Below are 23161 nucleotides of genomic sequence, written 5' to 3'. Positions count from 1 at the left end.
TTGTTTCTGCTCAATTTTTTTCCTGATGACTGTTCGTCCACGCTTTTACCTCCGTGGCTTTGTATAGCGGTTGTGCGCGGCCGGTTTTAGTCGGCAGGCGGATCGCCTTGGGGAAGCTCGGCAGGCACGCCATCCGTTCGCGGACGACCTGTGGGTCTCGCTTAAGGTAGGCGGCGATGGACGCAATATCCCAAAGGTCGATCGAAAGCGGGATGGCTGGCGGGGCGGTGAGCTTTTCCAGGATCTTCGTCAGTAATTTTTCGGTGCTCATCCTGCCTCCTGGGGAGTTGGTCTGTCAGCCAGCACAGCGTGCAGGCGTTCGACTTCTGCCGGGTTTTCGTCGCGCCACTGCTGCCAGCTATCATCCTCCAGCTTCCAGCGCAACCAGTCTGAATGATCTGGCTTTTTGGCGTAGGTGTCCTCGCCGCAATTGCAGGCGTCGCACAGTGGGCCGCGCGGCGCTTCTTCGGGATCTAGCGCCGGGTTAATGTAGCGTTGACGCAGATGGTCGCCGCAGAAATGCAGACCGCAGCCTTCGCCGGTATCGCTGTTGAATCCGCACAGGTGCGACACGCCCCGGTCGATTTCCTTGTCGCAGCCTAGGTGATCGCAATAGGCTGGCACGCCGTAGCCTATATCCCGCTGGTGATTTTCGTCGTAACCGATGCTCCAGCCCATCATGCACCGCCTTTCTCGTCCAGCTGCGCGACCTTAGCGGCGTCGATCAGTTTGCGCAAATTTGGGCCGCTACCATCGTATCCATAACCAAGGCATTCCAAATTGCATTATTTTCAGTTCTCAATTAGAGTAGAATTTTCAGTAACTTGACAGGTGATGTGTGCCGCAACATTACAATTCCGCTTCACGGTTACTTGCGATAATTAATGCGTTTCTTGCTCACGCGGATGGTGAAAGCGGAATGGACGCGTGGGGAGCGATTTTGGGAGTTGAAGAACCCGATGGCCATGTGAAACCGTTTAAAGTAGCCGAGCGTTTATGTGCGCTAAGCGATGAGCTTGATCGGCTGAAAAAGACTTTAGACGAACGCGGCACCTATGAAGCTGATCTTCACTTCCACCCAATCGCCATTGCGCGAAGGGCCTTCTCACCTGGGCTGCTACAAAATACGATCAAAGAGCCAAAGGCTTGGTTAGCAGGCGAAGTAAAGACGCAATTACGCTACATGGTTCCAGGTATTCCGTCCGATGAATCGGAATTTGACGCAGAAGATCTCGATGAACTCAAGGCACTGATAGCGGCACTGCAAAATTTAGTCAACCAATCCGAGCTGCCAGAGCGCTTGTTGCAAATGGTTAGGAAGCATATTGCGTTACTGCTTCGGGGATTGGAACTCTATCCAATTCACGGGCCATATGCTCTCAGACGTGCTTTGACACAGGTAACTGGTGAATTAGTGGTAAACCAACCTGCGATTCAAGAGTTCCAAGGTAGTCAAGAAGTCAATCTGATGGGTAAAATTTGCCAAAAGGCTCAAGAGATGACTGCTATAGTAAGTGCTGCCAGCGACTACATTACCGTGGCCACTCTCGCTTATCAAGCCGGAAAAGTCAATTTGTCAGTCGCGCACAGCTGATCGTGTCAGGAGCGCAGCCCGGGAGCCAGTTCGATTCCGTTAATTGGTATTCGGAAAAGTGGCAGGAAAATGGCAATGTTATCGTAAGTGGCTGATTTTTCGATGCATCGGTTTTCGGCAAGCGGAAACCAATTATGTCATCGATACTTTGCATGATGGAGTACTATATGCTTGCCTACGCGTCAGAGCCTCCTGCGATATAAGAATAAGTTGCAGTTAACTGAAAGGACTAATTAATCTTCTGGTCTCGAATCGTTTTCTCCATAATTTTGGATATTTCGTCTTGCAGTTGATGTAAGTTAGTTGTGAATGATTGATAGCTATTCATTAACGGCGTGTGCGTTGCATTTCTCACTTCGGTATATTTATCTACTGCCTCCCCATATTGGGATACTAGCTCTCCCATTTTGGCTACATCTTTTGTCTCTTTGGCAAAGTCAACGCTAATTTGTATTTTTTTCATCTCAGAGTTTGCAACTCTAAGTTCTGATACGCACTCTAATGCGGTTTTTAGAAATTCCTGATGGAGATTGAAAAAGCTAAGGCTAAATGGCTTTAACTCTGGAAAATAAAGCTCCGATAGCATCAATACTTGGAATACTGGGCTACCGGATGATTTAAATTCCTCATCCCCTGAAAAATGTAAACGTTCACTAATCCATTCTTGAGTTCTGTAAGTAGCTAAACTTAGATCCTCTAATTTGTTGCGACGAACAGTTTTATACTCCTTAACTGCCCACTCGCTGTGAGAGAGTGATAACTCAATATTTTTTGCGGTAGAAGTGGTCTCCGACAGCTGGCGTTTTATTTCAGAAAAATTTTCTGTAATAGCGCGAAATTTTCCGCGCTCGCTACCGTATGACTTTGCCCATGAAAAGAAAAGTGAAGTCACGAATGAGGTGAAAATAATTGCCACGTAAAATCGCCAATTTGTAAATTGTAACTCGATGATCGAATTGGCAAGTGTGGCGATAAATTTTTCGCTTAGCTCCATGTCGTTGTTCCGATGACTTGTTAGATAGTGTAGTGATTGCTTGAAAGCATTATCCCAACTTTTGTGCTAGATTTTCTGCTGTTTCGTTATAGTAGATTTGCAGCATTTTAAGATCTCTGTGGCCTACTGCTCGCGCGAGTTCAAGTACGTTTAGTTTGCTGGACAATCTAACAATGGCCTCGTGACGCGTGTCGTGGAAGGTCAACTCGTCGACAGCTGCAGCCGCACGAATCTTTCGGTAGTTGGCATCCAGCGAGGCTGTGGTTAGCCCGAATAGCGGATCACTGGATTCCCTGGTCGGCAAAAAGCTAAGCAGTTCCAGCGCTCTTTTGGAAAGAGGTACGTGTCTGCGTGTGCCGTTCTTCGTGTCAAGTAGGGTGGCGACAGTGCCGTTGATTGTCGCTGTGGTCAACCCGCAGAGTTCGCCTGCCCGCATCGCAGTTTCGATGGCAAAGAGGAAGGCTACGCCAACGCACTGCCTCACCTTCGTCACCTTCAATTCATCGAAGCCGCTCGCTAGCGTAATTCGGTCGATTTCGTCTTGAGAAATCCTGCGGTTGCGCGATTCGGGATCTTTTAGGCGGCGCACATCGGTCGTTGGACTCGTGGCGATCCACTTCCACTCACGCCGGGCAACTGTGTACACGTTTGAGATCAGGCTAAAGTCGCGGTTGATGGTCGAGGTTTCGACCTTGTCGACGTTCAGCCGATGATCTCGCCATCGCCCCCAAAGATCCGAAGACATATCTTGCAGCAGAATAGATTTGATGGACTTGCCGTTGATCTGCTGCTCACCGATGAATTTAAGGCGGTTTTGCTCCCACTTCGTCTTCTTCTTATGTAAAGATACTTCGGCGCCGTACCGATCGAATGCGTCACCTACCGTTTTGCTGAGATCAATCCCAGTGCTTTGTTGCCGTCGGATCTGTGTCTCTAACTCAGCCGCCCAACTGGCGGCCTCAGCTTTAGTGGAAAATCGCCGCGCCTCTCGCGTTCCAAGAATCGCTATCTGAGCTTGCCATCCGCCAGTGGTTTTTCTGATGCTCGCCATGCCTGCCTACCCCGTCGTAATTCTGTCGTAAATTTGTCGTAAATCGTAGCAGAAAACAATGGTTTTTTAGTGGTGTTTTGCTGGTTTTGATAAAACCGGAGAAAGGCTGTAACCCTCTAAAAACCCAAGGAAAATGGCGCTAAGTAGGGTTAAGTGAAAGAGGTTAGTGGTCCCCCCGACTGGAATCGAACCAGTATCCCACGCTTAGGAGGCATGTGCACTATCCATTGTGCTACGGGGAGGACGCGGTGTCGGCCGCGTTGGCCGGGACGGGGGCAATTATAGCCGAGGCCCAGGCTGCGTTGCGGCCAGATTGCACAAGTTTTTTTGTGCTCAGCGTGGCCGCCGCACCATCACATCCACTACCCGCAAGCCGTCGGCCTCGCCAACGGTGTGCATGCGCAGCCAGCGCGGGTCGCCTTGCGGCTGCAGGCTGCCGGCCGCTTCTTCGGCGTAGTGCTCGGGCGTCAGCGCCGTAATGCGGCGCCATTCGATGTGGTGGCCGTAGCCGGCCGCGCTGTTTTGCGCCGGCCGCAGCAGGCCTGCCGCGTCGGCCACGATGGGGCCGGCCGGGCGCGCGCAGCGGATGTCCGACACCACCGGATTGGCGGCGTGGGCCTGCCATGGGCCTTGCAGCCGGTCGGCATAGTACAGATGCAGTTCTTCACCGCGTTCCGCGCCTTCCTCGACCACGCTGACCCACATCCACCAGCGGCCGTCGTCCAGCTGGCGCAGCGTGGCGTCCACGGCGTTGACGCCTTCCAGCAGCACGCTGTCGAGTTCCCACTGGCCCGGGAAGCCGGTGCAGCGGTGCAGCTCGACCCGGCGCGTAGCCGAGGTCTCGGGCACCATATAGAGCTGGTCCTGCTGCCGTATCATGAAGGGATAGCTCAGGTGGTACGGGGTTTCCATCACCGGCAGCGGCGTGCCGTAGCTGCCGTCGGCATGCACTTCGAGTGCCAGCAGGCGGCCGCGTGGCGCGGCAAACGGCAGTTCTTCAAACATGATCCAGTGCTGGCCCTGCCAGTACAGCGGCATCGGGTCGGCCCAGAACACCTCGGGCGGCGGCACGATGAAATGGAAGCGGTCCAGCTGATGCCACGGCGTCGTGGCATCAAACGTGAAGGCCAGCTGCCACTGGTCCAGGTGGCGCTTGCGCTCGAGCCGGTTGTGCACTACCCGTTGCGCCACGCCCAGCAGTTGCGCCATGCCGCCCGGCGGCGTGGTGGTGGTGGTGGTGGCTGGCGCGGGCAGGTCGGCCTGGGCCGGCGGCACCAGCGGCCGGCCAGCCAGCCGCGCCGCCAGGCAGCGCGCCATGAAGGCTTGCGCCTTGTTGAGCGCGCGGCGGCGGGTGGCCGACAGCGAATTGGTCACTGCCGCGCTGACTGAGCGGTACAGCAGCGCCGGCGGCGTGGCGGCGTAATCGAGCAGCTGGGTTTCACACAGATGCGGTGCGTTCAGCATGGCGTGGGCGCCCGCGCGCGGGTCGGCGGCCGCCATGCCGTCCAGTGTCAGCAGCCACAGGCCCAGGCCTGGCGGCACCGCACTTTCCAGCTGCGGCGGCTGCGGCAGCAGCCATACCACGAGGTCGATGCCGGCCAGCTGCCAGGCGTGCAGCGCGGCGGCTGGCAGCTGGATGCGGCCATCCCGGCGCGGCCAGTCGGCGCCGGTGATGGCCGGTGGCTGCGGCAGCGTGGCTGGGGCGTCCACGGACGGTCCGGTGGCCATCAGGCGGCGGTCCACCGCGTGGTACAGGCGTTCTGCCAGGCCCAGCGTGGTGGCGCTGGCGGCCGCCACGGTCCAGCCCTGCCAGCTGGCGCCTGGCTGCGCCAGCATGGCCGCGACCATATTGCGCGCCCACAGCGGCAGCGTGGTGCTGCTGCTGACCAGGTGCAAACGGATGCTGTGGCCGCTCATCGCGCGTCCACCAGGCGGGACAGCAGTTCCAGATAGCGCTGCGCCGTCGCCGCCGGCGCGTGTTCGCGCTGGAAGTAGCTATGGCCCAGTTCTGCCAGTTCGGCATGGGCGGCCGGCTCGCTCATCAGGCGCGCCACCCATTGCTCGAGTGCGGCGTCGCTGTCGGCCAGCGCGTACGGCGGCTTGCCGTCCACGCGCGAGCCGGTGTCGAACAGGGCGGCGCTGGGGACTTTGCGCGACCATGCCTGCAGGAAGGTGTTGGGGAAGCCTTCATGGTCGGAGGTGTTGACCAGCAGCGCGGCGCGGTCGAAATAGCTGTCCGCCTCGGCAAACGGCACAAAGCCCATGAAGTGCAGATTGGGCAGGGTGGCCGCTTCGCGCGCGATGGCGTCGTAGTAGGCCAGCACCTCGGGCGCGTCGCCCATGGCGCCGCCGATCATGCGGAACTGCACGTGCGGCAGCGCGCGCGCCAGCGCCAGGAAGCGGTCAGGCCGCTTGACCTTGCGGATCATGCCGATCCACAGCACTTCGCGCGCGCTGCCGGCCGGTGCGGTCTGGCCGGCATGGTCGGGCGTGGCGTAGCAGCTCGGGATCAGCGTGCCGTCGCGGCCATGGTTGGCCTGCAGCAGCTCGCGCTGGCGCGGATTCTGCAGCACCACGGCTGCAGCCTGGCGCAGGCCGCGGTTGAACAGCCAGCGGTCGCGGCGGTTGTGCACGTTGGGCGGCCCCGGCTGGAAGTCGAGGTCGGACGCGCCGGCGTAGATGGCCGGCTTGTGATGCCAGCGGCACCAGGCCGTCATGAGGCCGGTGGTCATGCCGGAGCAGCGCTGGTAGTAGACGTCGGCGTTGGCGCGCCGCATGGCCTTGAACAGGCCGGTCACGCGCGGATGGAAAAAGCGCAGGCCGCGCACGCCGTCGTTGGGGCCGTAGGTGCGGATCACGCGGATGCCGTCAATCCATTCCTCTTCCGGCTGGCCGTAGTCCATGCAGATAAAGGTCACCTGGATGCCGGCGCGCACCAGCGCGCGCGCAATCATCACTTGCTGGACCTGGGCGCCGCCCAGTTCGCGCGAATCGCGGCGGCCGGCCAGCACCGGGTAGGCCGTCAAGGCCAGCATGCACAAATGGAGTGGTTTTGTCACAGTGTCGGGGTCGGCTGCGGGGCCGTATAAAGAGCGTAAATGGAAGCCAGGGTGTCGACCGCGCAGTCCAGCGAGGCGTGCTGGGCGACCCAGGCTTGCTGCTGGGCCGGCAGCGTGCTGTCGCTGGCGGCGCGGTCGATGGCCGCGGCAATCGCGGCGCCGTCGCGCTGGCCGACGACTTGCCAGGCGTTGGGCAGGATCAGGTGGATGTCGGAATACGCGGTGCTGACCACCGGCACGCCGGCCGTCATGGCTTCCAGCACCACGTTGGGGAAGCCTTCGCGCGCCGAGGTCGAGAACAGCACGTCGCACTGCGCCATGAGTTCGATCACCTGCTTGCTGTTGCCGAGCCGGTGTACCTGGCCATTCTGCGGCAAGCTGGCGAAGGCCGCTTCCACCTGGCTGGCGTAGCTGGTCAGTTCGGTGCGGCCGCCGGTGGTGTAATTGAGGAATTCGCCGATCGGCGCGCCGATGAACACGATGTGCCACGGCCGGCCGGCCTGCTGCTGCAGCGCGCGCGTGACCGCCACCGCCAGCAGGAAGTCCTTGTCCGGCTTGACCGAGCCGACAAAGCAGGCGATGCGCGCAGAAGGTGGAATGGCCAGTTCGGCACGCAAGCCCTGGGCCTGGGCGGCGCGGCGCTGCACGGCATCGACGTCGATGCCGTTCCAGGCGACGTGGATGTGCGGTTCCAGGCCGGGATACATGCGCTTGGCCAGCGCGGCGCCGGCCCAGGAATTGGCCACCACGCCCGTGCTGCGCCAGCGCGTGGCGCGGTGGGCCCACTGCTGGGCCGGACGCAGGTCGTAGTCGCTGCTGCGCTCGGCGCACAGCACCGGCAGGCCGGTGCCCAGCACGGCCAGGCGCGCGTACAGATTGCCGTCAAACAGATAGCCGTGCAGCAGGTCGGGCTGCCAGGCGCGGATCACGCCGCGCATGCGGCGCAGGACCTGCCAGTCCATGCGGCTGCGCTTGCTGTCTTCCCACAGCGGGATGCCGGCCGCGCGCACTTCCTCCACGCGCGCCGTGCCTTTCACCAGCAGGTACAGCGCCACGGCGTGGCCGCGCGCCTGCAGGCCGCGTGCCATGGCGATAATCTGGGTTTCCGCGCCGCCATAACCGAGGCCCGGGCATACAATCAGAATCCGCATGCTCAAGCCTTTCCGCGCAGTTGGCGCAGCCAGCGGTACAGGCGGCCGCGCCAGGTCAGTGCAAAGACGCCATCATATTCGCGCGTCACCTGGCCGCCGAATTCTTCCTTGAAGGCGTTGATCTGCAGCTTGGCCTTGTCGGTGCTGCCGGCGTACCAGCCGCCGAAATCGTAGGTGCTGCAGCCGGCTGCCTTGAGCGCCTGCATGTCCTTGAAGTGCAGCCAGCGGTTGGCGCGGCCGATCATGGTGCGCTGGGCGCTGTCGGCACTGGCGCGGAACAGCGAGGCCGATTGCAGCAGGCGCGCGCGGCCGCGCGACAGGATGTAGCTGTGGGTCACCAGCGGCGCCCCATCCTGTTCGGCCCAGCTCAGCAGCAGGGCGCCGGCCTGGGCCGCCTGCAGCAGGTAGTGGCGGTCGCACAGCGGCAGGCTTTTCTGCGCCGCAAAGGCGTCGTAGAAATCGCCATACTGCTGGACCTCGGCGGCGCTCGGCGCGTCCAGCAGGCGAAAGCCCAGCTGGTCCTTGGTCTCGGCGCGGCGCACCTGGTACTGGGTGTCTTTTTTATAGGCTTGCTGCCAGACCTCCTGCGCCGCGCTGAGGTCGACCAGCAGCGTGTGCTTTTCGCTGACGCTGCCTTGCCAGTCGGCGCTGGGCCACTGGCGCGCGATCATCAGGTCGCCGCGCGGCTGCCCCGCCGGCCGGCCAAACCAGGCTTCGGTGGTGTCGACCCAGCGGCCGCTGTGGTGGATGCAAGTGGGTTCGCTCATGCCGCCTCCGCGCTGCTGGAACCGGCTTGCCACTGGGCGGCAAAAGCGCCCAGCGTCATGCCGTGGTGGGTGCGGGCGATGGCCGCAAACAGGGTGCGCATATCGGCAAACAGCTGCTCGATATCGTGCGCGCCGGGGAAGTAAGGGCTGCCGCCCGGCATGAACTCTGACGAGTGGATCATGAATTCCAGGTAGGGCGAGCGCACGGCTTCGCGCTGCACCAGCTGCAGCACGCTGGCCAGGTTGTTGCGCTTGAGGCGCAGCCAGTGCACCGGTTCGGCGACGCGGTAGGCCAGCGAGCGCAGCACCGGGATGCGGTACAGCTGCGGCGCGCTGCGCTCGATCCACGAGGCGCGCGTGGTCATCGGCACTTGCAGCAGCGCGCGCTGGCCGGCGCGTGCCGGCCGTGCGATATTGTCCGGGTCCATATAGTAGGGCTGCTCGGGGAAGTGGCGGTAGTCGCTGCCGCCGGCGCCGTCCGGCGCGCCCGGCTGGCGCTGCCACGACACGCCCGGCGTCACCGAGCAGTCCACCGTGTAGCCGTGTTCCAGCAGCAGGCGCGCATAGCGCTCGTCCATGGCCCAGCGGCCGGCCCGGTGCGACACCATTTTGCAGCCAAACGTGTCTTCCAGCAGCTGCGTGTGGCCGGCCACCTTGGCGCGCATGACCTGGTCCGGATACTCGATCAGATACGGATGGTGGCGGTGGTCGTCCGCAGTGCGGGCCACCTGCGGCGGGCTGTCCCAGGCATGGATGTGGCAGCCGACCTCGGCGCGGTCCTCGGCAATGGCGGCGCGCGCCATGTGCACGAAAGGCTGGGCGTGCGCCATTTCCCAGTTGGTCAGGTAGGTCGGTTTGAAGCCGAATTCGTCGCACAGATCCTGGAAGCGCGGGATGTACTCGGCGTTGCGGGTGCCCGGGGCGCCGGCATGGCGGCCCCACAGGTTGTCGCCCTCGGTATCGATGGTGATGATGAATGGTTTCATAGTTCAGCTCTGACGTAGCGCTGGGGTCGCCAGCAGCGTGTGTGGCAGCCAGCCCGCTTTGCGGGCGACCAGGAAATAAGGCAGGGGCAGCACGGCGCCAACCAGCAGCATGCCGAGCAGCGGATGCATGGACAGCGGCCGCCATTCATAGGCCAGCCGGCCCAGCGCCGCCAGCGCCCCGGACAGCGCCAGCATGGCCAGCAGCATGCCCCAGGATTGCAGCTGGCCTACCGGTAATTGTAGCGTGCGGCTCAGCTGGCGCAGCAGCAGGCTGCGTTCCAGGAAGGCCATCACCACGCCGCCGGCCGCCGCGCCGGCCAGGCCAAAGGCATACGCGGCGCCAAAGCTGATCAGCAGCGACACCAGCAGCAGCGGACCGCCGATGCGCACCGCGTAGCGCATCTGCCCGGCCAGCATGATCAGGCTGTTCAATTCAACGATCTGCAGCAGCCAGCTCACGGTCAGGATGCGCATCACGGCCACTGCGCCCACATATTTTTCAGTATAGATCAGCGTATAGATCGGTTCGCCAAAGCACCAGATGAACGCCAGCAGCGGCACCGCAAAAAACGCCACCACCAGGTTGGCGCGGTTGTTGGTGTCGATCACGGCCTGCCAGTCGCCGCCGGCCTCGTGCTTGCTCATCGACGGCAAAAAGGTGCTGGAGACGGCGCGCCGCATCATCAGCACCAGCGAGCCAAACACGGCGCCCAGCGAGAACACGGCAAATTGCACCGGGCCGAACAGGAAGGCGGCAATCCACTGGTCGGCCTGGCGGCGTGCCGAGATCATCAGCGACGACAGGCCCAGCGGCCAGGCGCGGTCAACCTGGCGCCGCCAGTGCGCGGCACTGGGCAGGGTGCTGCCGAGCTGGTGGTGCACGCGCGCATAGCGCAGCAGCAGCAGCAGGCGCAGGGCGGCGCTGATGGCCAGCGCATAAAATACATACTCGACCTGGCCAAACGCCAGCGCGGCAGCCGAGGCCAGCGTGGTGCGCACCACGGCCACGCCAATCACCACGCGCGCCTGCCAGTCGCCGCGCTCGTCGGCCACCGGCAGATAGTCCAGCATGACGCCGGTGACCCACAGCGCGGTGAAGCCGCCGGTGATCCAGGCCATGGCGCGGAATTCAGCGCTGGGGCCGATCAGGGCGGCGCCCAGCGCCACCAGCAGGCCGGTCAGCAGGCCGGCCGCCACCATGTATAGCGCGGTCACGGCGACGTGGGCGCGGCGGCCGTCGCGGTCTTCGCGCGGCAGGAACAGCGCCAGCGTGTCGGGCATGCCCATCGGCACCATGGTGGCTGCGGTGGACGCGATCAGCCAGACCAGCCGGTAGTCGCCAAACGCGGCCACGGTCAGGTGGCGCACCAGCACCATGGGCAGGATCACCTGCAGGCCAAGCTCGACCATTTGCGACAAGCCCAGCCAGAAAGAGCGGCGGCCCAGACTCATGCTGGAATACCTTGCATCAAGTAAGTAACATGCGAAGGGCGCAACAAACGACAGAGACGGCTCAGGCTCATGATCAAGGGTAGTGGGTGCGAGGAAAGGAACAAGGTGTCCGGGGGCGGACCGTGATTGCTGGAATATTGTACAACATGCCGGTGAAAATTGGCGTACTGATAAGATTAGCGTGCGGCTACCAGATCGTTGTAAATTGAGTGACTTGCTGGTGCTTAGCAACAGATAATAGTGAGTGGCAACATGATTCCGTTGCCGACAGACGCCGTTCAGCGTATCGTACCAGTTCATACTGCCATCGCAGGGAAAATTTCTTTTACAGCAAGTCGTTGATCAGTGCACGTGAACTGGGGGCGTCCGTTGCAGACCCCGAGTCCGGTTCCGGCGCCCCAAACAGCATGATTTCCGGCTGTGCAACGCATGCCGGCGTAGGAGCCCCAGCAGCTTGGGCCACCACAGCCATGACCATTACTAATATCGATGAGTATTCAGGAGCATATTATGCTGAAATCTAAGCTGGGACGCCTGTCCGTTCCGATGATGCTGGTCTTGTCCGCCTACAACCTGCCCGCTGCAGCAGGTCCGGTGGCCACCCCGCTCGCTTGTACACCGACCAATCTGACCTCGGAATGGCCGCAGACCTCGCCGTTCTACCGTTCGCTGCAGCCGATCGACTGTGCTGTCATTGAGCATGATCCACCGGTCCTGGCCTGGTCGAATGTGAACGGCGCCACCGGCTATGAAGTCAAGGTGAGCCGTGCCAACGACGCCACCTTCAGCATACTGAATCCGCTGACCACCACGGCCAGCGCCACCCCGTGGCTGTATTACCCGACCAAGCTGGGCGCCGGCTATTACACCTGGAATGTGCGCGTCAAGGGCGCCACGGCCTGGGGACCGTCGCGCCGCTTCCAGATCAGCAGCGGCGCCGCCGACTTCAGCGTACCTAGCGTGGATACCGCATTTGCCAGAGCCTCAGCGCTGGCGCGGCCGCGTGCGCAGCCGGTCGGCGCTGAGCGCAGCGCCTGGCTGGCGGACCTGCGCACTGGCAGCCGTGCGGCCGATTACAGCGGCTTGCGCAAGCGCGTCACCGCCAAGCTGACCGAAGTCATGCCACTCGATCCGGCCTCCAAGTCGGCCGTGGCGGGCTACGCCACGGCAGCGATTGCCACGGCCAACCTGGCGTATATGAACCAGATGGTCAAGCTGGCCGAAGGCGCGCGCGAAGCGTCGCTGGTGGCCTCGCTGGAGCGCGAACCGGCGGTGCTGGCCGACGCCCGCCGCCGCGTGCTGTTCATGGCGCGCCTCGATCCCAACGGCTCGACCTCGTGGGCCACCGAAACCCTGTCCGCGTTCCGCCTGGTGTGGACCATGGCGGTGTGCTACGACTGGCTGTATGCCGATTTTACCGCCGCCGAACGGGCGGAAATCGAAGCCTCGGTGGCGGCGCGCGTGGCGCCGATGCTGGCTTCGCTGACCGACATCAAGGAAGGCCTGGCGGCCAAGCCGCTGGACAGCTTTGCCATTGATACGCTGCAGGCCACCGTGTCGATCGCGGCCCTGATGGCCGGCAATGTGGCCGATGCCAAGAACTGGTTTGCCGCGAGCTACCCGCTGTTCCCGCAATGGCTGAGCCCATGGGGCGGCGACGACGGCGGCTTTGCCGGCGGCACCAACTATTCGATCTGGGCGCTGGAGTCGGCCGAGATCTGGGACATCATCCGCTGGACCACCGGCATGGACATCACGCACAAGACCTGGACCCGCAATTTCGGCCGCCAGCTGGTGTACTTCTATCCACCGGGCAGCCCGTTTGGCATCTTTGGCGATGGCGCCGAGGGCGACAACACCGAGGCCAACGGCCGTCTGTTCCGTCCGTACGCGGCGCGCATCAACGATCCGCTGTACAACTGGTATAACACGCAGTGGGTGGGGGGCGACTACTCGCGCCTGCAAGCCATCCTGGCGCCGGTGTTTACGCGCCAGACCTCGCTGCCGGCGGGCACCCCGAATTCGATCTACCTGCCGTCCGTGGGCTGGACTGCGATGCACAGCGACCTGGCCGACCGCGCGCGGACCTCGGTCTACTTCAAGAGCAGCAACTATGGCTCGTATGGCCACGCGCATGCCGACCAGAACACCTTTGTACTCAACAGCAAGGGCCGCGCGCTGCTGGTGGAAACCGGTGTGTATGACTATTATGGTTCGTACAACTACGTCAACTGGCTCAAAACCACCGCGGCCCACAATGGCATTACCTACAACGGCGGCATCGGCCAGGGCAATTCGTCCAACGGTCGCGGCGATGTGACGTCGACCGGCAATGTCACCGCGTTCAAGAGCACCGCTGCCGTGGATATCGTGACCGGCGACGCCTCGAAAGCGTACAGCAGCGCCGTGGTGGCGAACAGCCCGGTCACCACCGCCACCCGTACCCTGGTGTATATCCGGCCGTCGACGGTGCTGGTGTTTGATACGCTGAGCGCCAAAACGGCCGTGACCTGGGAGTGGAATGTGCACGGCCAGGTGGCGCCGACCGCGTCCGACAATTCCAGCTTTACCATCAAGAATGTCGATGCCACGGCCTGCGGCAAGGTGTCCGGCGAAACGCCGCTGGTGCTCAAGCCGATCACGGCGCCTAGCGGCGCTGCCGTGGCTGGCCAGTGGCATGGCCGCTATGCGATGGCCACGCCGGCGCTGAACACCACGTTTGCCGCCGTGATGAGTGTCGACTGCGCCACGGCGCTGCCGACCGCAGCGCGCAAATCGGACGGCAGCTGGGTAGTGACCGGTCCAACCTGGACCGTGACCTACGCAGCAGGCAAGGCGACCTACAATCCCCGATGACGCTGACCCGATAACCACCGACGACTAAGGTATTGCCCTGAAGTATTACCCGGAAACCCCTGCAAGACAGCTGTCTTGCAGGGGTTTTGTATTAGCCGATGCGCGACGGCCCGCTGGACTTGAGGCGCTCCAGCAGCGTGGTCCATCCCTGGTGCAGGGTAAACAGCACGGCTTTGTGCGCCATGACGCGTTTTTCCACCAAGTGCCACGACGCCATGGCAAACAGCAGCGCCAGCGGGATCGATAGCAGCAGATTGCCATACCACTCGCGGCCAAACGGTACCAGCTGCACCACCACCTGCTGCAAGGGGTAGCCGTACAGGAAGATGCCGTAGGAATAATCGCCGCTTTCCAGGAAGGTGGATTTGCGCGGATTAAGCAGGCCCAGGTAGACGGTCACATAGGTGGCCGGCAGCGCCATGAAGTAGCCGGCCTTGGGATAGGCCAGGCAGGCCACGGCGGCCGCCAGCGCCACCAGCGCCGCCACGGCGTTGAGGCGGATGAATTCGCGGAACTGGTAGAACGAGACGCCGCTGCAGAAGCACAGCAGCAGCACCCGGCCCAGGTGGGCGTCTTCGCCGCGCAGCTGGATTTTGGCCTGGGAATAGGCCAGCAGCGCGCAAAATATCAGCAGCATGACGCGGCGGTAGCGGCGCAGGCCCAGCAGGCCCAGCACGCCCAGCACGATGTAGCACTCCAGCTCGACCGGTATGGTCCACAGCTGGCCGTTGACCTTGTGCGACGGATTGCTGTCGAACACGCCCGGCAGCTCAAAGTGGATGATGCCCAGGATGTTCTGGAAGTAGGCGTGGAATTGCGGATGGCTCAAATAATCGGCCAGCGGCAGCGTCGTCAGCAGCGGCCCCAGCAGCAGGGCGCACACCAGCGTGTCCATCGCCAGCGCCGGGAAGATGCGGAACACGCGCAGGCCGAGGAACACGGCAATGCTTTTTTGCCGCTCCAGGCTGCCCGCCACCAGAAAGCCGCTGAGCGCAAAGAACATCGGCAGGATCAGATTCCAGGCCACGCCCGGGAAGCTGCTGGTGATGTCGCGCTGCACCTCGGGGCCGTAGCAGGTGATAATGGCATGGAAGCAGATGACTAGCGTGGCCAGGCCGAAGCGCAGATAGTCAAAACCGGTGGGGCGGCCGCCGGTCGCGTCCATACGGTCGCTGAGGCGGGGGCTGGCGGTAAGCTGAGATAGCACAGTAGACTCCGGAAACAGTGTTTTGAAAACAAGAAATGCTAATATTCATGAAGAAACATTTCCAGGAAGGCAAGCAATCGACTCTACCTTAAAAAATTATTAAGTGGCGCAGCCTTGCGCTGTGCGGTCCCGGTTTATCCGTATAATTGTTGAGGGTGCACAATTCATGGTCTTTGTGTTAACATGGTGCGATACCGTCAGCGTGGTAGCACAGCCTTCGTCGTAGATTTCGTTAGGGAAAAAATGAGTACGAACACAGAGAGTATGCAGGTCGCCCGTGGTTTCAGCCTGCGCTCGCCGCACTTGCTGGCGTTGGTGCCGCTGGCCATCGGCCTGGCGGTACTGTATGGTCCGACCCTGTACACCCTGCTGACCGGCATCTGGAGCACCGACGAGCAGGCCCACGGCCCGATCGTGCTGGCGCTGTCGTGCTGGCTGCTATACCGCAAATGGCAGGAGATGCTGGCCGCCAGCGCGCAGTCCGGCGGCAGCGCCTGGGGCTGGGTGGTGGTGGTGTTTGCGCTGCTGCTCTACGTCCTGGGCCGCTCGCAGGATATTTCCCTGTTTGAAGTGGGTTCGGTGATCTGGCTGCTGGCCGGCCTGCTGCTGCTGCTGCGCGGCGGCAAGGCGCTCAAGGCCATGTGGTTCCCGCTGTTTTTCATGCTGTTCATGCTGCCGCTGCCCGGCCCGTTCGTGGACGCGCTGACGCTGCCGATGAAGACGGCGGTATCGTATGTGGCCGAGCATGTGCTGTTCTGGGTCGGCTACCCGATCGCCCGCACTGGCGTGATGCTGCAGATTGGCCAGTACAGCCTGCTGGTGGCCGATGCCTGCGCCGGCCTGCACACGCTGTTCACGCTGGAGGCGCTGGGCCTGCTGTACCTGAACGTGGTGCGCCATGACTCGACCTTCCGCAACATCGCGCTGGCGCTGCTGATCGTGCCGATCTCGTTTACCGCCAACGTGATCCGCGTCATGGCGCTGACCCTGATTACCTACCATCTGGGCGACGCCGCCGGCCAGGGCTTCCTGCACGGCTTTGCCGGCATGGTGCTGTTTGCCAGCGCGCTGATGCTGATCATCGGCGTCGACTCGCTGTTGCGCTTTGGCGCCCCGGACAGCGAGCACAAGCCGCCCCTCAACCCTACTACCGGGAGCCCGGCATGAACCGTCTGCTGTCCAAGTCCATCGCAGCCACCGCGCTGATGCTGCTGGCCGCCTGCGCCACCTCCTACCTGACGCCGACCAAGCGCCTGGTCAAGACCGAAGACGCGATCAACCTGGAACAGGCGGTGCCGACCAAGTTTGGCGACTGGTCGGTCGAGACCAACGGCGTGCCGTTGGTGCCGTCCGAGGATAGCAAGGAACTCATTGCGCGCATCTACGACCAGACGCTGAACCGCACCTACGTCAATTCGGCCGGCGAGCGCATCATGCTGTCGATCGCCTACGGCGGCAGCCAGACGCGCCAGCTGCGCGCGCACCGCCAGGAAGTGTGCTACACCGCCCAGGGGTTCCAGATCTCGCAGCTGGAGCATCCGACGCTGTCGATCCGCAACGCCAGCATCCGCGGCACCCGCATGGTGGCGCGCCAGGGCGACGCCCGCATCGAGCCGGTGACCTACTGGTTCACCATGGGCGACAGCGTGGTGCAGAACTTCACGGACCGCCAGGTGGCGCAGCTGAAGTATGCGCTGTCGGGCGTGATTCCGGACGGCTACCTGTTCCGGGTGTCGTCGCTGTCGGCCAATCCTGCCAGTGCCTATGCCAAGCAGGCCGCGTTTTCCAGCGAGCTGATGGGGCAGGTTGACCCGCGCCTGGCGCAGCGCCTGCTGGGCAGCGGCAGCCAGCAATAAGCAATTAGCAATTAGCATCCGCTCAGGGCCGGCGCGCTGCGCCGGCTTGCATCCAGCGCCAACTCCGTACTTTTACTTCTGCCACCACCGGGCTGCACATGACAGGCATCAAGCACATTGTTTTCTTTATCGGCATCCTTTTGTTTGCCACCCTGATTGGCATGCTGACCGCGCTGGGGGCCGGCCTGCCGCTGATTGCGGTGCTGATCCTGCTGTGCGGCATGGTGGCTACCATGTTCGACTTCCGCGTCGGCGTCATGCTGGTGGTGCTGATGATGCCGCTGGCGGCCACCGTGCTGATGCCGCGCCAGATGCTGGGCGTGCCGGGCTTTACGCCGCTGAACGCGGTGCTGGTGTGTACGCTGGCGGCGGCAATCGGCGCTTATCTGATCGGGCGCCGTCCGCTGCCGCCTGTGGCCTGGCGCCTGTATGCGCCGATGCTGCTGCTACTGGCGCTGGGCTCGTATATCGGTTCCAGCAAGGTGAGCCTGATCGCCGCGCATTACTTCATCGCCAGCCCGACCATGTACACCACGGCCAAGGCCTACTACCTTGCCGAACTGATCAAGCCGATGCTGATCCTGGCGGCGGTGTGGCTGCTGTCGGCGGCGGTGGCGCAAAGCAAGCAGCCGCAGCGCTGGGTGGCGCTGGTGGGGGTCTCCATCGTGCTGCTGCCGGTGCTGGTGTTCCTGGCCGCGGCCCTGTCCGGCCTGAGCCTGAGTGAAATGGCAACGCCTGCCGCGCGCACCTTCCTGAATGCCACCGGCCTGCATGCCAATGAGCTGGCCGTGGTGCTGCTGCCGGCCTACACGGCCGCGCTGTTCATGATGCCGGCCTACCGTTCGCCGGCCGGCAAGCTGTGGGGGCTGGCCGTGATGGGCGCCACCGTCGGCGCCTTGCTGCTGACGTTCTCGCGCGCCGCCTTCCTGGGCGCGATCCTGACCACCTTTACCTTCTTCTTCCTGCGCCGCAGCTACCGTTACATCTTCATGGGCGTGCTGGTGTTTGCGGTGGTGGCGGTGACCCTGCCGGAATCGTTTGTCGAGCGCGCCACCCAGGGCATGGGCCAGCGCGGCACCATCGGCGCCCACAACGACCCGCTGACGGCCGGCCGCGTGGGCGGCATCTGGCTGCCGCTGCTGCCGGAAATCCAGCGCCACATCGTGCTGGGCGACGGCATCAATTCCACGCTGTGGTCGGCGCCGGCGCGCCAGGGCCTGGTGCGCGAGGGCCACCCGCACAACGCCTATCTGCGCCTGCTCAAGGACCATGGCATTGTCGGCATTCCGCTGATCGGCTACTTCCTGCTGCAGGTATGGCGCTTGTACCGCCGCCTGGCGCGCGACGAGACCCAGCCGCCGCTGGTGCGCGGCTATTTCAACGGCATGTCGGTGGCGCTGCTGGTGTTCTTTGTGCAGTGCCTGTCCGGCTCGCGCCTGATCTTTGAGCAGCTGCACGTGTTCTACTGGCTGGCGATCGGCATTGGCCTGGGGCTGGAGCATATCCAGCGCCGCCAGGCGGTTCAGCCGGCGGCGGCCCAGCCTTACGTGCCTGCGCCTGCCGCTGGCTACGCCACCGCTGCCGCCTGACGCACCGGGACCAGGAGAGAGTACGCGTATGCCGATGGAAGACATTATTCATCCGTTCCTGAAACACTACACCGCGGCGCCGCAGTGGATCAAGACCACCATAGGCGGGATTTATTCCCGCATCCCGACCAGCTTGCGCTACGGCGTCAAGTACGACAAATTCCTGGATGAGATCGCCCGCAGCGGCGATCCGGCGTGGCTGGCACGGCGCGCCGATGAAAAGCTCATGGAGACGCTGCGCTGGGCCGCGGAGACGGTGCCGGCCTATGCCGGCCTGCGCGCCGAGCTGGCGCGCGACCGTTCACCGCAGGAGTTGCTGCAAGCATTTCCGCTGCTCGACAAGGCCAGCCTCAAGGGCGATACCAGCCGCTACCTGTCGACCCGCATGGGGCCGGCCAAGCGGCTGGTGGCCCACACGGGCGGTTCGACCTCGATCCCGATGAAGGTCTACCTGGAAAAATACGTCTCGCGCTCCAAGGACTTCGCCTACAACGGCACGTTTGACCGCATCGCCGGCATCGGCCCGCAGGACTGCATCCTGGCGCTGCGCGGACGCACCGTGCCGGGTGCCGACCGCCCGGACGGGCCGATCTGGATGTACGATCCCATCAAGCGCTATCTGCACCTGAGCTCCGACCACCTGGAGCTGCCGCATATGCCGCGCTACCTGGCCGCGATCCGGCAATGGCAGCCGACCTTCATCCACGCGTTCCCGTCGGCACTGGTGCCGCTGGCCAAGTGGCTGGAAGCCAATCCGGCGCCCGATTTCACGCGCCAGGTGCGCTGCGTCCAGCTGTTTTCCGAAAATATCTACGATTACCAGATCGACCTGATACGCCGCGTGTTCAACTGCCCGGTGCTGCTGGACTATGGCCACACCGAGCGCGCCGTCAAGGCGATTTCGCTGCCGGGCGACCAGCGCTACTTCTTCTGGCCCCTGTACGGCAAGCTCGAGCTGGTAGACTTCGACGGCCGCCCGGTCACCCGCCCTGGCGAGCTGGGCGAGATCGTCGGCACCGGCTTCGATAACCATGTGATGCCGCTGATACGCTACCGCACCGGCGACCTGGCCATGTGGAGCGCCGCGCCGAATACCGCGCGCCCGGGCTTCCCGGTGGTGGACCGCATCGAGGGCCGCCTGCAGGAATTCCTGGTCTGCCACGACCAGCGCCTGGTGTCGATCTGCACCATAGGCGCCGCCCACTTCGAGCAGCTGGCCGATGCCGACCGCATGCAGTTCGAGCAGCACCAGCCTGGCCATGCCACGCTCAAAGTGCTGTCCAGCCAGGACCTCAGCGAACAGGCCAAGGCGCAGCTGGCGGCCGGCATCCGCGCCAAGACCCAGGGCGGGCTGGAGGTGGACATCGTGCGCGTCGATGAAATTGCCCGCACCGGCGTTGGCAAGCACAAGCTGCTGGTGCAGCGGCTGGACATCAGCCACTATCTGGGCGCGTCGCATGTGGCAGGTGAAGCATGAAGCGCGTCATCATGATCGGCCCAGCGCCCAGCGCCAAGGGCGGCATCGCCACGGTGATCGGCATCCTGCTGCGCCACGGCTATGCGGCGCACGGCGATTGCGAGTTCGTGCCGACCCACGTCAGCGGCAGCACGGCGCGCAAGGCGCTGACGGCGGCGCGCGCGCTGCTGCGCGTGAGCTGGCTGCTGCTGAGCGGCCAGGCCGGCCTGCTGCACGCCCATGTCGCCTCGGACGCCAGCTTCTGGCGCAAGGCGCTGTTCATCCGCCTGGCGCAGCTGTGCGGCTGCCCGGTGATTTTCCACCTGCACAGCGGTGAATTCCGGGTGTTCCTGCACCAGCGCATGAGTCCGCGCCAGCGCCGCTTTGCGCTGGACCTGATGCGCCGTTCCACCTGCGCGCTGGTGCTCAGCGACGACGCCACCCGGCTGCTGCAGCAGGAAGTGGGCGTGGCGCGCGTGGAACTGCTGCCCAATCCGATCCCGGTGGCGGTGACGCAGCCGCGCGCGCCGTCTGCCGACGTGCTGTTCCTGGGCCGGCTGGACACCAAGAAAGGCGTGTACGATTTGCTGCGGGCATTTGCCACGGTCAAGGCCCAGGTGCCTGGCGCGCGCCTGATCCTGGCGGGCGAGGGCGAAGTGCCGCAAGTGCAGGCGCTGGCGGCGCAGCTGGGCGTGCTGGACGCGCTGGTGCTGCCGGGCTGGGTGGGCGAGGAACAGCGCGCGGCGCTGCTGGCAACTGCCGGCGTGTTTGTGCTGCCGTCCCACTTTGAGCAGATGCCGATGGTGGTGCTGGAAGCCATGGTGGCCGGCACGCCCGTGGTGGCCACCAGTGTTGGCGGCGTGCCGCGCATGCTGGTGGACGGCGCCTGCGGCCACCTGGTGGCGGTGGGCGACGAGGCCGGCCTGGCGGCGGCGATTATCGGCGTGCTGACCGACGCGCCGCAGGCGGATGCCATGGCGGCGCGCGCGCGCAGCCGGGTGGTGGAGGAATATGCGGCGGACGTGGTGCTGGCGCGCTTGCGGGCCCGTTATGCGGAGCTCAAGCGCTAGCTGTGCTGGGGCGCACAATTGAGTTGACTATATTGCCATATATGGCTTGCATAGTGTAAAGTGTGGCGGCTTTCATGCGCGATATTGCGTTGCGGCATTTCCTTCTGCCAGGGTATTGCACGGCAGCAAGAATGGCATTTTTTAACTGGCGAAACCACTCCTCCTTATGAACAAGCCTCTGCTTTACCTCGTTGCCGGCGCCCGGCCGAACTTCATGAAGATCGCGCCCATTGTGCGCGCATTGCGGGCGCATGGCGGGTTGGATTACAAAATCATCCACACCGGCCAGCATTACGACCACGACATGAACGACGTGTTCTTTGAGGAACTGGGCATCCCTGCGCCCGACCTGTTCATGGCGGCCGGCGGTGGCGGCCACGCCCAGCAGACCGGCAAGATCATGGTGGCGTTTGAAGAACTGTGCCAGCAGCAGCGCCCCAGCGCGGTGCTGGTGGTGGGCGATGTCAATTCGACGCTGGCGTGCTCCATTGTTGCCAAGAAGCTCACGATTCCGGTGGCCCACGTCGAGGCCGGCCTGCGCAGCGGCGACCTCAGCATGCCGGAGGAAATCAACCGCCTGGTGACCGACAGTATTTCCGACTGGTTCTTCGTGACCGAGCCCAGCGGCGTGAGCCATCTGCGCCAGGAAGGCAAGCCGGAGACCGCCGTGCACTATGTCGGCCACGTCATGGTCGACAACGTGCTGTACCAGGCCGACAAGCTGGCCCAGGACGGCGGCGCGGCGCTGGATCCGGCCGGCTTCAAGGCCGCCCACCAGGGCCGCCGCTACGGCGTGCTGACCCTGCACCGCCCCAGCAATGTCGACGACCCGGTGACCATGGCGCGGATTGCCCGTGGCGTGCGCGACATCGCCGCCGAGCTGCCGCTGATCTTCCCGGTGCACCCGCGCACCCGCGCCAACCTGGACAAATTCGGCATCGACCTCGGCCCGCAAGTGACCCTGGTCGGCCCGCAAGGCTATATGGCCTTCCTCAATCTGTGGAAGGACGCCGCGGTGGTGCTGACCGACAGCGGCGGCCTGCAGGAAGAAACCACGGCGCTGGGCGTGCCCTGCATTACCATCCGCGACAACACCGAGCGTCCGGTCACGGTGGACGAGGGCACCAATGTGCTGGTGGGTACGGATCCGGTGCGCCTGGTCGAGCAGGCCCGCCTGGTGCTGAGCGGCCAGGGCAAGCAGGGCCGCCGGCCGTCGCTGTGGGATGGCAAGGCGGCCGAACGCATTGTTGCCGTGCTGGCGCAGGTGCTGGCATGAGCGGCCAGGTTTCCGCCCCGGCCCCGGTCGCGGCGCTGCCGCCCGAGCGCATCACCATGATGGGCTGCGCGATGGACAACCTGACCATGGAAGAAACGCTGCAGCGGGTCGAGGGCTTTATTGCCAGCGGCCAGCCGCACCAGCACGTGGTGGTCAATGTGGACAAGCTGGTCAAGGCCCAGCACGATCCCGAACTGCGCCGCATCATCAACGAGTGCGCGCTGATCAATGTCGATGGCATGCCGGTGGTCTGGGCCTCGCGCCTGCTGGGCAAGCCGATCAAGGAACGCGTGGCCGGGGTCGACCTGTTCGAATCGCTGATGGGCCGCGCCGCGCAGCGCCAGTGGCGCGTCTACCTGCTGGGCGCGCGCGAGGAAGTGGTGGCCGGCGTCAAGCAAGTCTATGAGCGCCGCTATCCGGGCCTGGTGGTGGCCGGCTACCGCAATGGCTACTGGAAACCCGAGGAAGAGGCGGGCGTGGTGGACGCGATCAGCGCGGCGCGCGCCGACCTGCTGTTCGTGGCAATCAGCTCGCCCAAGAAAGAGCATTTCCTGGGCCGTTACCAGGAACAAATGAAGATCCCGTTTGCGATGGGCGTGGGCGGCACGTTTGACGTTGCCGTGGGCCGCGTGCAGCGCGCGCCGTTGTGGATGCAGCGCAATGGACTGGAGTGGTTTTACCGTTTTCTGCAAGAGCCGCGCCGCATGTTCCGGCGCTATTTTATTGAAGATATGGCGTTTATCGGTCTGTTCCTCAAGGAATGGCTGCGCCGCTAGCGTGCCCCTGTTTAATTTTCT

General features: G+C 63.4%; 20 protein-coding genes and 1 tRNA gene. 9 read left to right on the top strand and 12 right to left on the bottom strand.

Annotation, left to right across the window (positions count from 1 at the left end; all coding sequences use genetic code 11):
- Positions 1 to 10: 10 nt before the first annotated feature.
- Complete coding sequence (locus GTP58_RS29845; RefSeq protein ID WP_161080564.1) at positions 11 to 271, bottom strand: hypothetical protein; 261 nt, start codon at positions 269 to 271, stop codon at positions 11 to 13.
- Entirely contained in the window at positions 268 to 681 is a 414-nt protein-coding gene (locus GTP58_RS29840; protein WP_229215803.1) for a hypothetical protein, read from the bottom strand. Before GTP58_RS29840 ends, GTP58_RS29845 begins: the two co-directional genes overlap by 4 nt.
- A 157-nt stretch (positions 682 to 838) precedes the next feature.
- Between GTP58_RS29840 and GTP58_RS29835 the strand changes: the two genes are divergently transcribed.
- Positions 839 to 1594 carry a hypothetical protein gene (locus GTP58_RS29835; protein WP_161080563.1) on the top strand — a complete coding sequence of 252 codons (756 nt, stop codon included), beginning with the start codon at positions 839 to 841 and terminating at the stop codon, positions 1592 to 1594.
- 229 nt (positions 1595 to 1823) lie between these two features.
- Here GTP58_RS29835 and GTP58_RS29830 read toward each other — a convergent pair whose 3' ends face one another.
- The 9 genes from GTP58_RS29830 to GTP58_RS29790 form a co-directional block, all read right to left on the bottom strand.
- Complete coding sequence (locus GTP58_RS29830; protein ID WP_161080562.1) at positions 1824 to 2588, bottom strand: hypothetical protein; 765 nt, start codon at positions 2586 to 2588, stop codon at positions 1824 to 1826.
- A 49-nt stretch (positions 2589 to 2637) separates the two neighbouring features.
- On the bottom strand, positions 2638 to 3639 hold the full coding sequence (locus GTP58_RS29825) for a site-specific integrase (protein WP_161080561.1): 1002 nt from the start codon (positions 3637 to 3639) through the stop codon (positions 2638 to 2640).
- A 167-nt stretch (positions 3640 to 3806) separates the two neighbouring features.
- Positions 3807 to 3881, bottom strand: a tRNA-Arg gene (locus GTP58_RS29820).
- Between the two features lie 91 nt (positions 3882 to 3972).
- Positions 3973 to 5556 carry a hypothetical protein gene (locus tag GTP58_RS29815; RefSeq protein WP_161080560.1) on the bottom strand — a complete coding sequence of 528 codons (1584 nt, stop codon included), beginning with the start codon at positions 5554 to 5556 and terminating at the stop codon, positions 3973 to 3975.
- Positions 5553 to 6674 carry a glycosyltransferase family 4 protein gene (locus GTP58_RS29810; protein ID WP_161080559.1) on the bottom strand — a complete coding sequence of 374 codons (1122 nt, stop codon included), beginning with the start codon at positions 6672 to 6674 and terminating at the stop codon, positions 5553 to 5555. Before GTP58_RS29810 ends, GTP58_RS29815 begins: the two co-directional genes overlap by 4 nt.
- A 20-nt stretch (positions 6675 to 6694) precedes the next feature.
- Positions 6695 to 7849 (bottom strand): glycosyltransferase family 4 protein, encoded by a 1155-nt coding sequence (locus GTP58_RS29805; protein WP_161080558.1) that lies wholly within the window; start codon positions 7847 to 7849, stop codon positions 6695 to 6697.
- A 2-nt stretch (positions 7850 to 7851) separates the two neighbouring features.
- Positions 7852 to 8616, bottom strand: a complete 765-nt coding sequence (locus GTP58_RS29800) for a hypothetical protein (protein WP_161080557.1) — start codon at positions 8614 to 8616, stop codon at positions 7852 to 7854.
- Entirely contained in the window at positions 8613 to 9602 is a 990-nt protein-coding gene (locus tag GTP58_RS29795) for a deacetylase (RefSeq protein WP_161080556.1), read from the bottom strand. Before GTP58_RS29795 ends, GTP58_RS29800 begins: the two co-directional genes overlap by 4 nt.
- A gap of 3 nt (positions 9603 to 9605) precedes the next feature.
- Positions 9606 to 11054, bottom strand: a complete 1449-nt coding sequence (locus GTP58_RS29790) for a lipopolysaccharide biosynthesis protein (RefSeq protein ID WP_161080555.1) — start codon at positions 11052 to 11054, stop codon at positions 9606 to 9608.
- A gap of 510 nt (positions 11055 to 11564) precedes the next feature.
- On the opposite strand from GTP58_RS29790, the gene GTP58_RS29785 reads away from it, so the two are divergent.
- A complete protein-coding gene (locus tag GTP58_RS29785; RefSeq protein WP_161080554.1) occupies positions 11565 to 13910 on the top strand; it encodes a heparinase II/III family protein in 2346 nt (781 codons plus the stop codon).
- A gap of 91 nt (positions 13911 to 14001) precedes the next feature.
- On the opposite strand, the gene GTP58_RS29780 is transcribed toward GTP58_RS29785, so the two are convergent.
- Entirely contained in the window at positions 14002 to 15117 is a 1116-nt protein-coding gene (locus tag GTP58_RS29780) for an acyltransferase (RefSeq protein WP_161080553.1), read from the bottom strand.
- 243 nt (positions 15118 to 15360) lie between these two features.
- On the opposite strand from GTP58_RS29780, the gene xrtB reads away from it, so the two are divergent.
- From xrtB to GTP58_RS29745, 7 genes are all read left to right on the top strand, one after another.
- Positions 15361 to 16284 (top strand): exosortase B, encoded by a 924-nt coding sequence (xrtB, locus tag GTP58_RS29775; protein WP_373924798.1) that lies wholly within the window; start codon positions 15361 to 15363, stop codon positions 16282 to 16284.
- The gene (epsI, locus tag GTP58_RS29770) at positions 16281 to 16973 is read left to right on the top strand and encodes an exosortase-associated protein EpsI, B-type (RefSeq protein WP_161080552.1); all 693 of its coding nucleotides are present in this window, start codon (positions 16281 to 16283) and stop codon (positions 16971 to 16973) included. The genes xrtB and epsI overlap by 4 nt, the downstream gene beginning before the upstream one ends.
- A gap of 98 nt (positions 16974 to 17071) precedes the next feature.
- Positions 17072 to 18562 carry an O-antigen ligase gene (locus tag GTP58_RS29765; RefSeq protein WP_161080551.1) on the top strand — a complete coding sequence of 497 codons (1491 nt, stop codon included), beginning with the start codon at positions 17072 to 17074 and terminating at the stop codon, positions 18560 to 18562.
- A gap of 28 nt (positions 18563 to 18590) precedes the next feature.
- Positions 18591 to 20039, top strand: a complete 1449-nt coding sequence (locus GTP58_RS29760) for a hypothetical protein (RefSeq protein ID WP_161080550.1) — start codon at positions 18591 to 18593, stop codon at positions 20037 to 20039.
- The gene (locus GTP58_RS29755) at positions 20036 to 21088 is read left to right on the top strand and encodes a glycosyltransferase family 4 protein (RefSeq protein ID WP_161080549.1); all 1053 of its coding nucleotides are present in this window, start codon (positions 20036 to 20038) and stop codon (positions 21086 to 21088) included. Before GTP58_RS29760 ends, GTP58_RS29755 begins: the two co-directional genes overlap by 4 nt.
- Before the next feature lie 166 nt (positions 21089 to 21254).
- The gene (gene wecB / locus GTP58_RS29750; protein ID WP_161080548.1) at positions 21255 to 22364 is read left to right on the top strand and encodes a non-hydrolyzing UDP-N-acetylglucosamine 2-epimerase; all 1110 of its coding nucleotides are present in this window, start codon (positions 21255 to 21257) and stop codon (positions 22362 to 22364) included.
- Entirely contained in the window at positions 22361 to 23140 is a 780-nt protein-coding gene (locus tag GTP58_RS29745) for a WecB/TagA/CpsF family glycosyltransferase (protein WP_229215802.1), read from the top strand. The genes wecB and GTP58_RS29745 overlap by 4 nt, the downstream gene beginning before the upstream one ends.
- The last annotated feature ends 21 nt before the right edge of the window (positions 23141 to 23161 follow it).

Source organism: Duganella sp. CY15W, from assembly GCF_009857555.1.
In the GTDB taxonomy this organism is placed as follows: domain Bacteria; phylum Pseudomonadota; class Gammaproteobacteria; order Burkholderiales; family Burkholderiaceae_D; genus Rugamonas; species Rugamonas sacchari.
The sequence above is the reverse complement of the archived record's forward strand: the minus strand, read 5'-3'. Positions and strand labels throughout refer to the sequence as shown.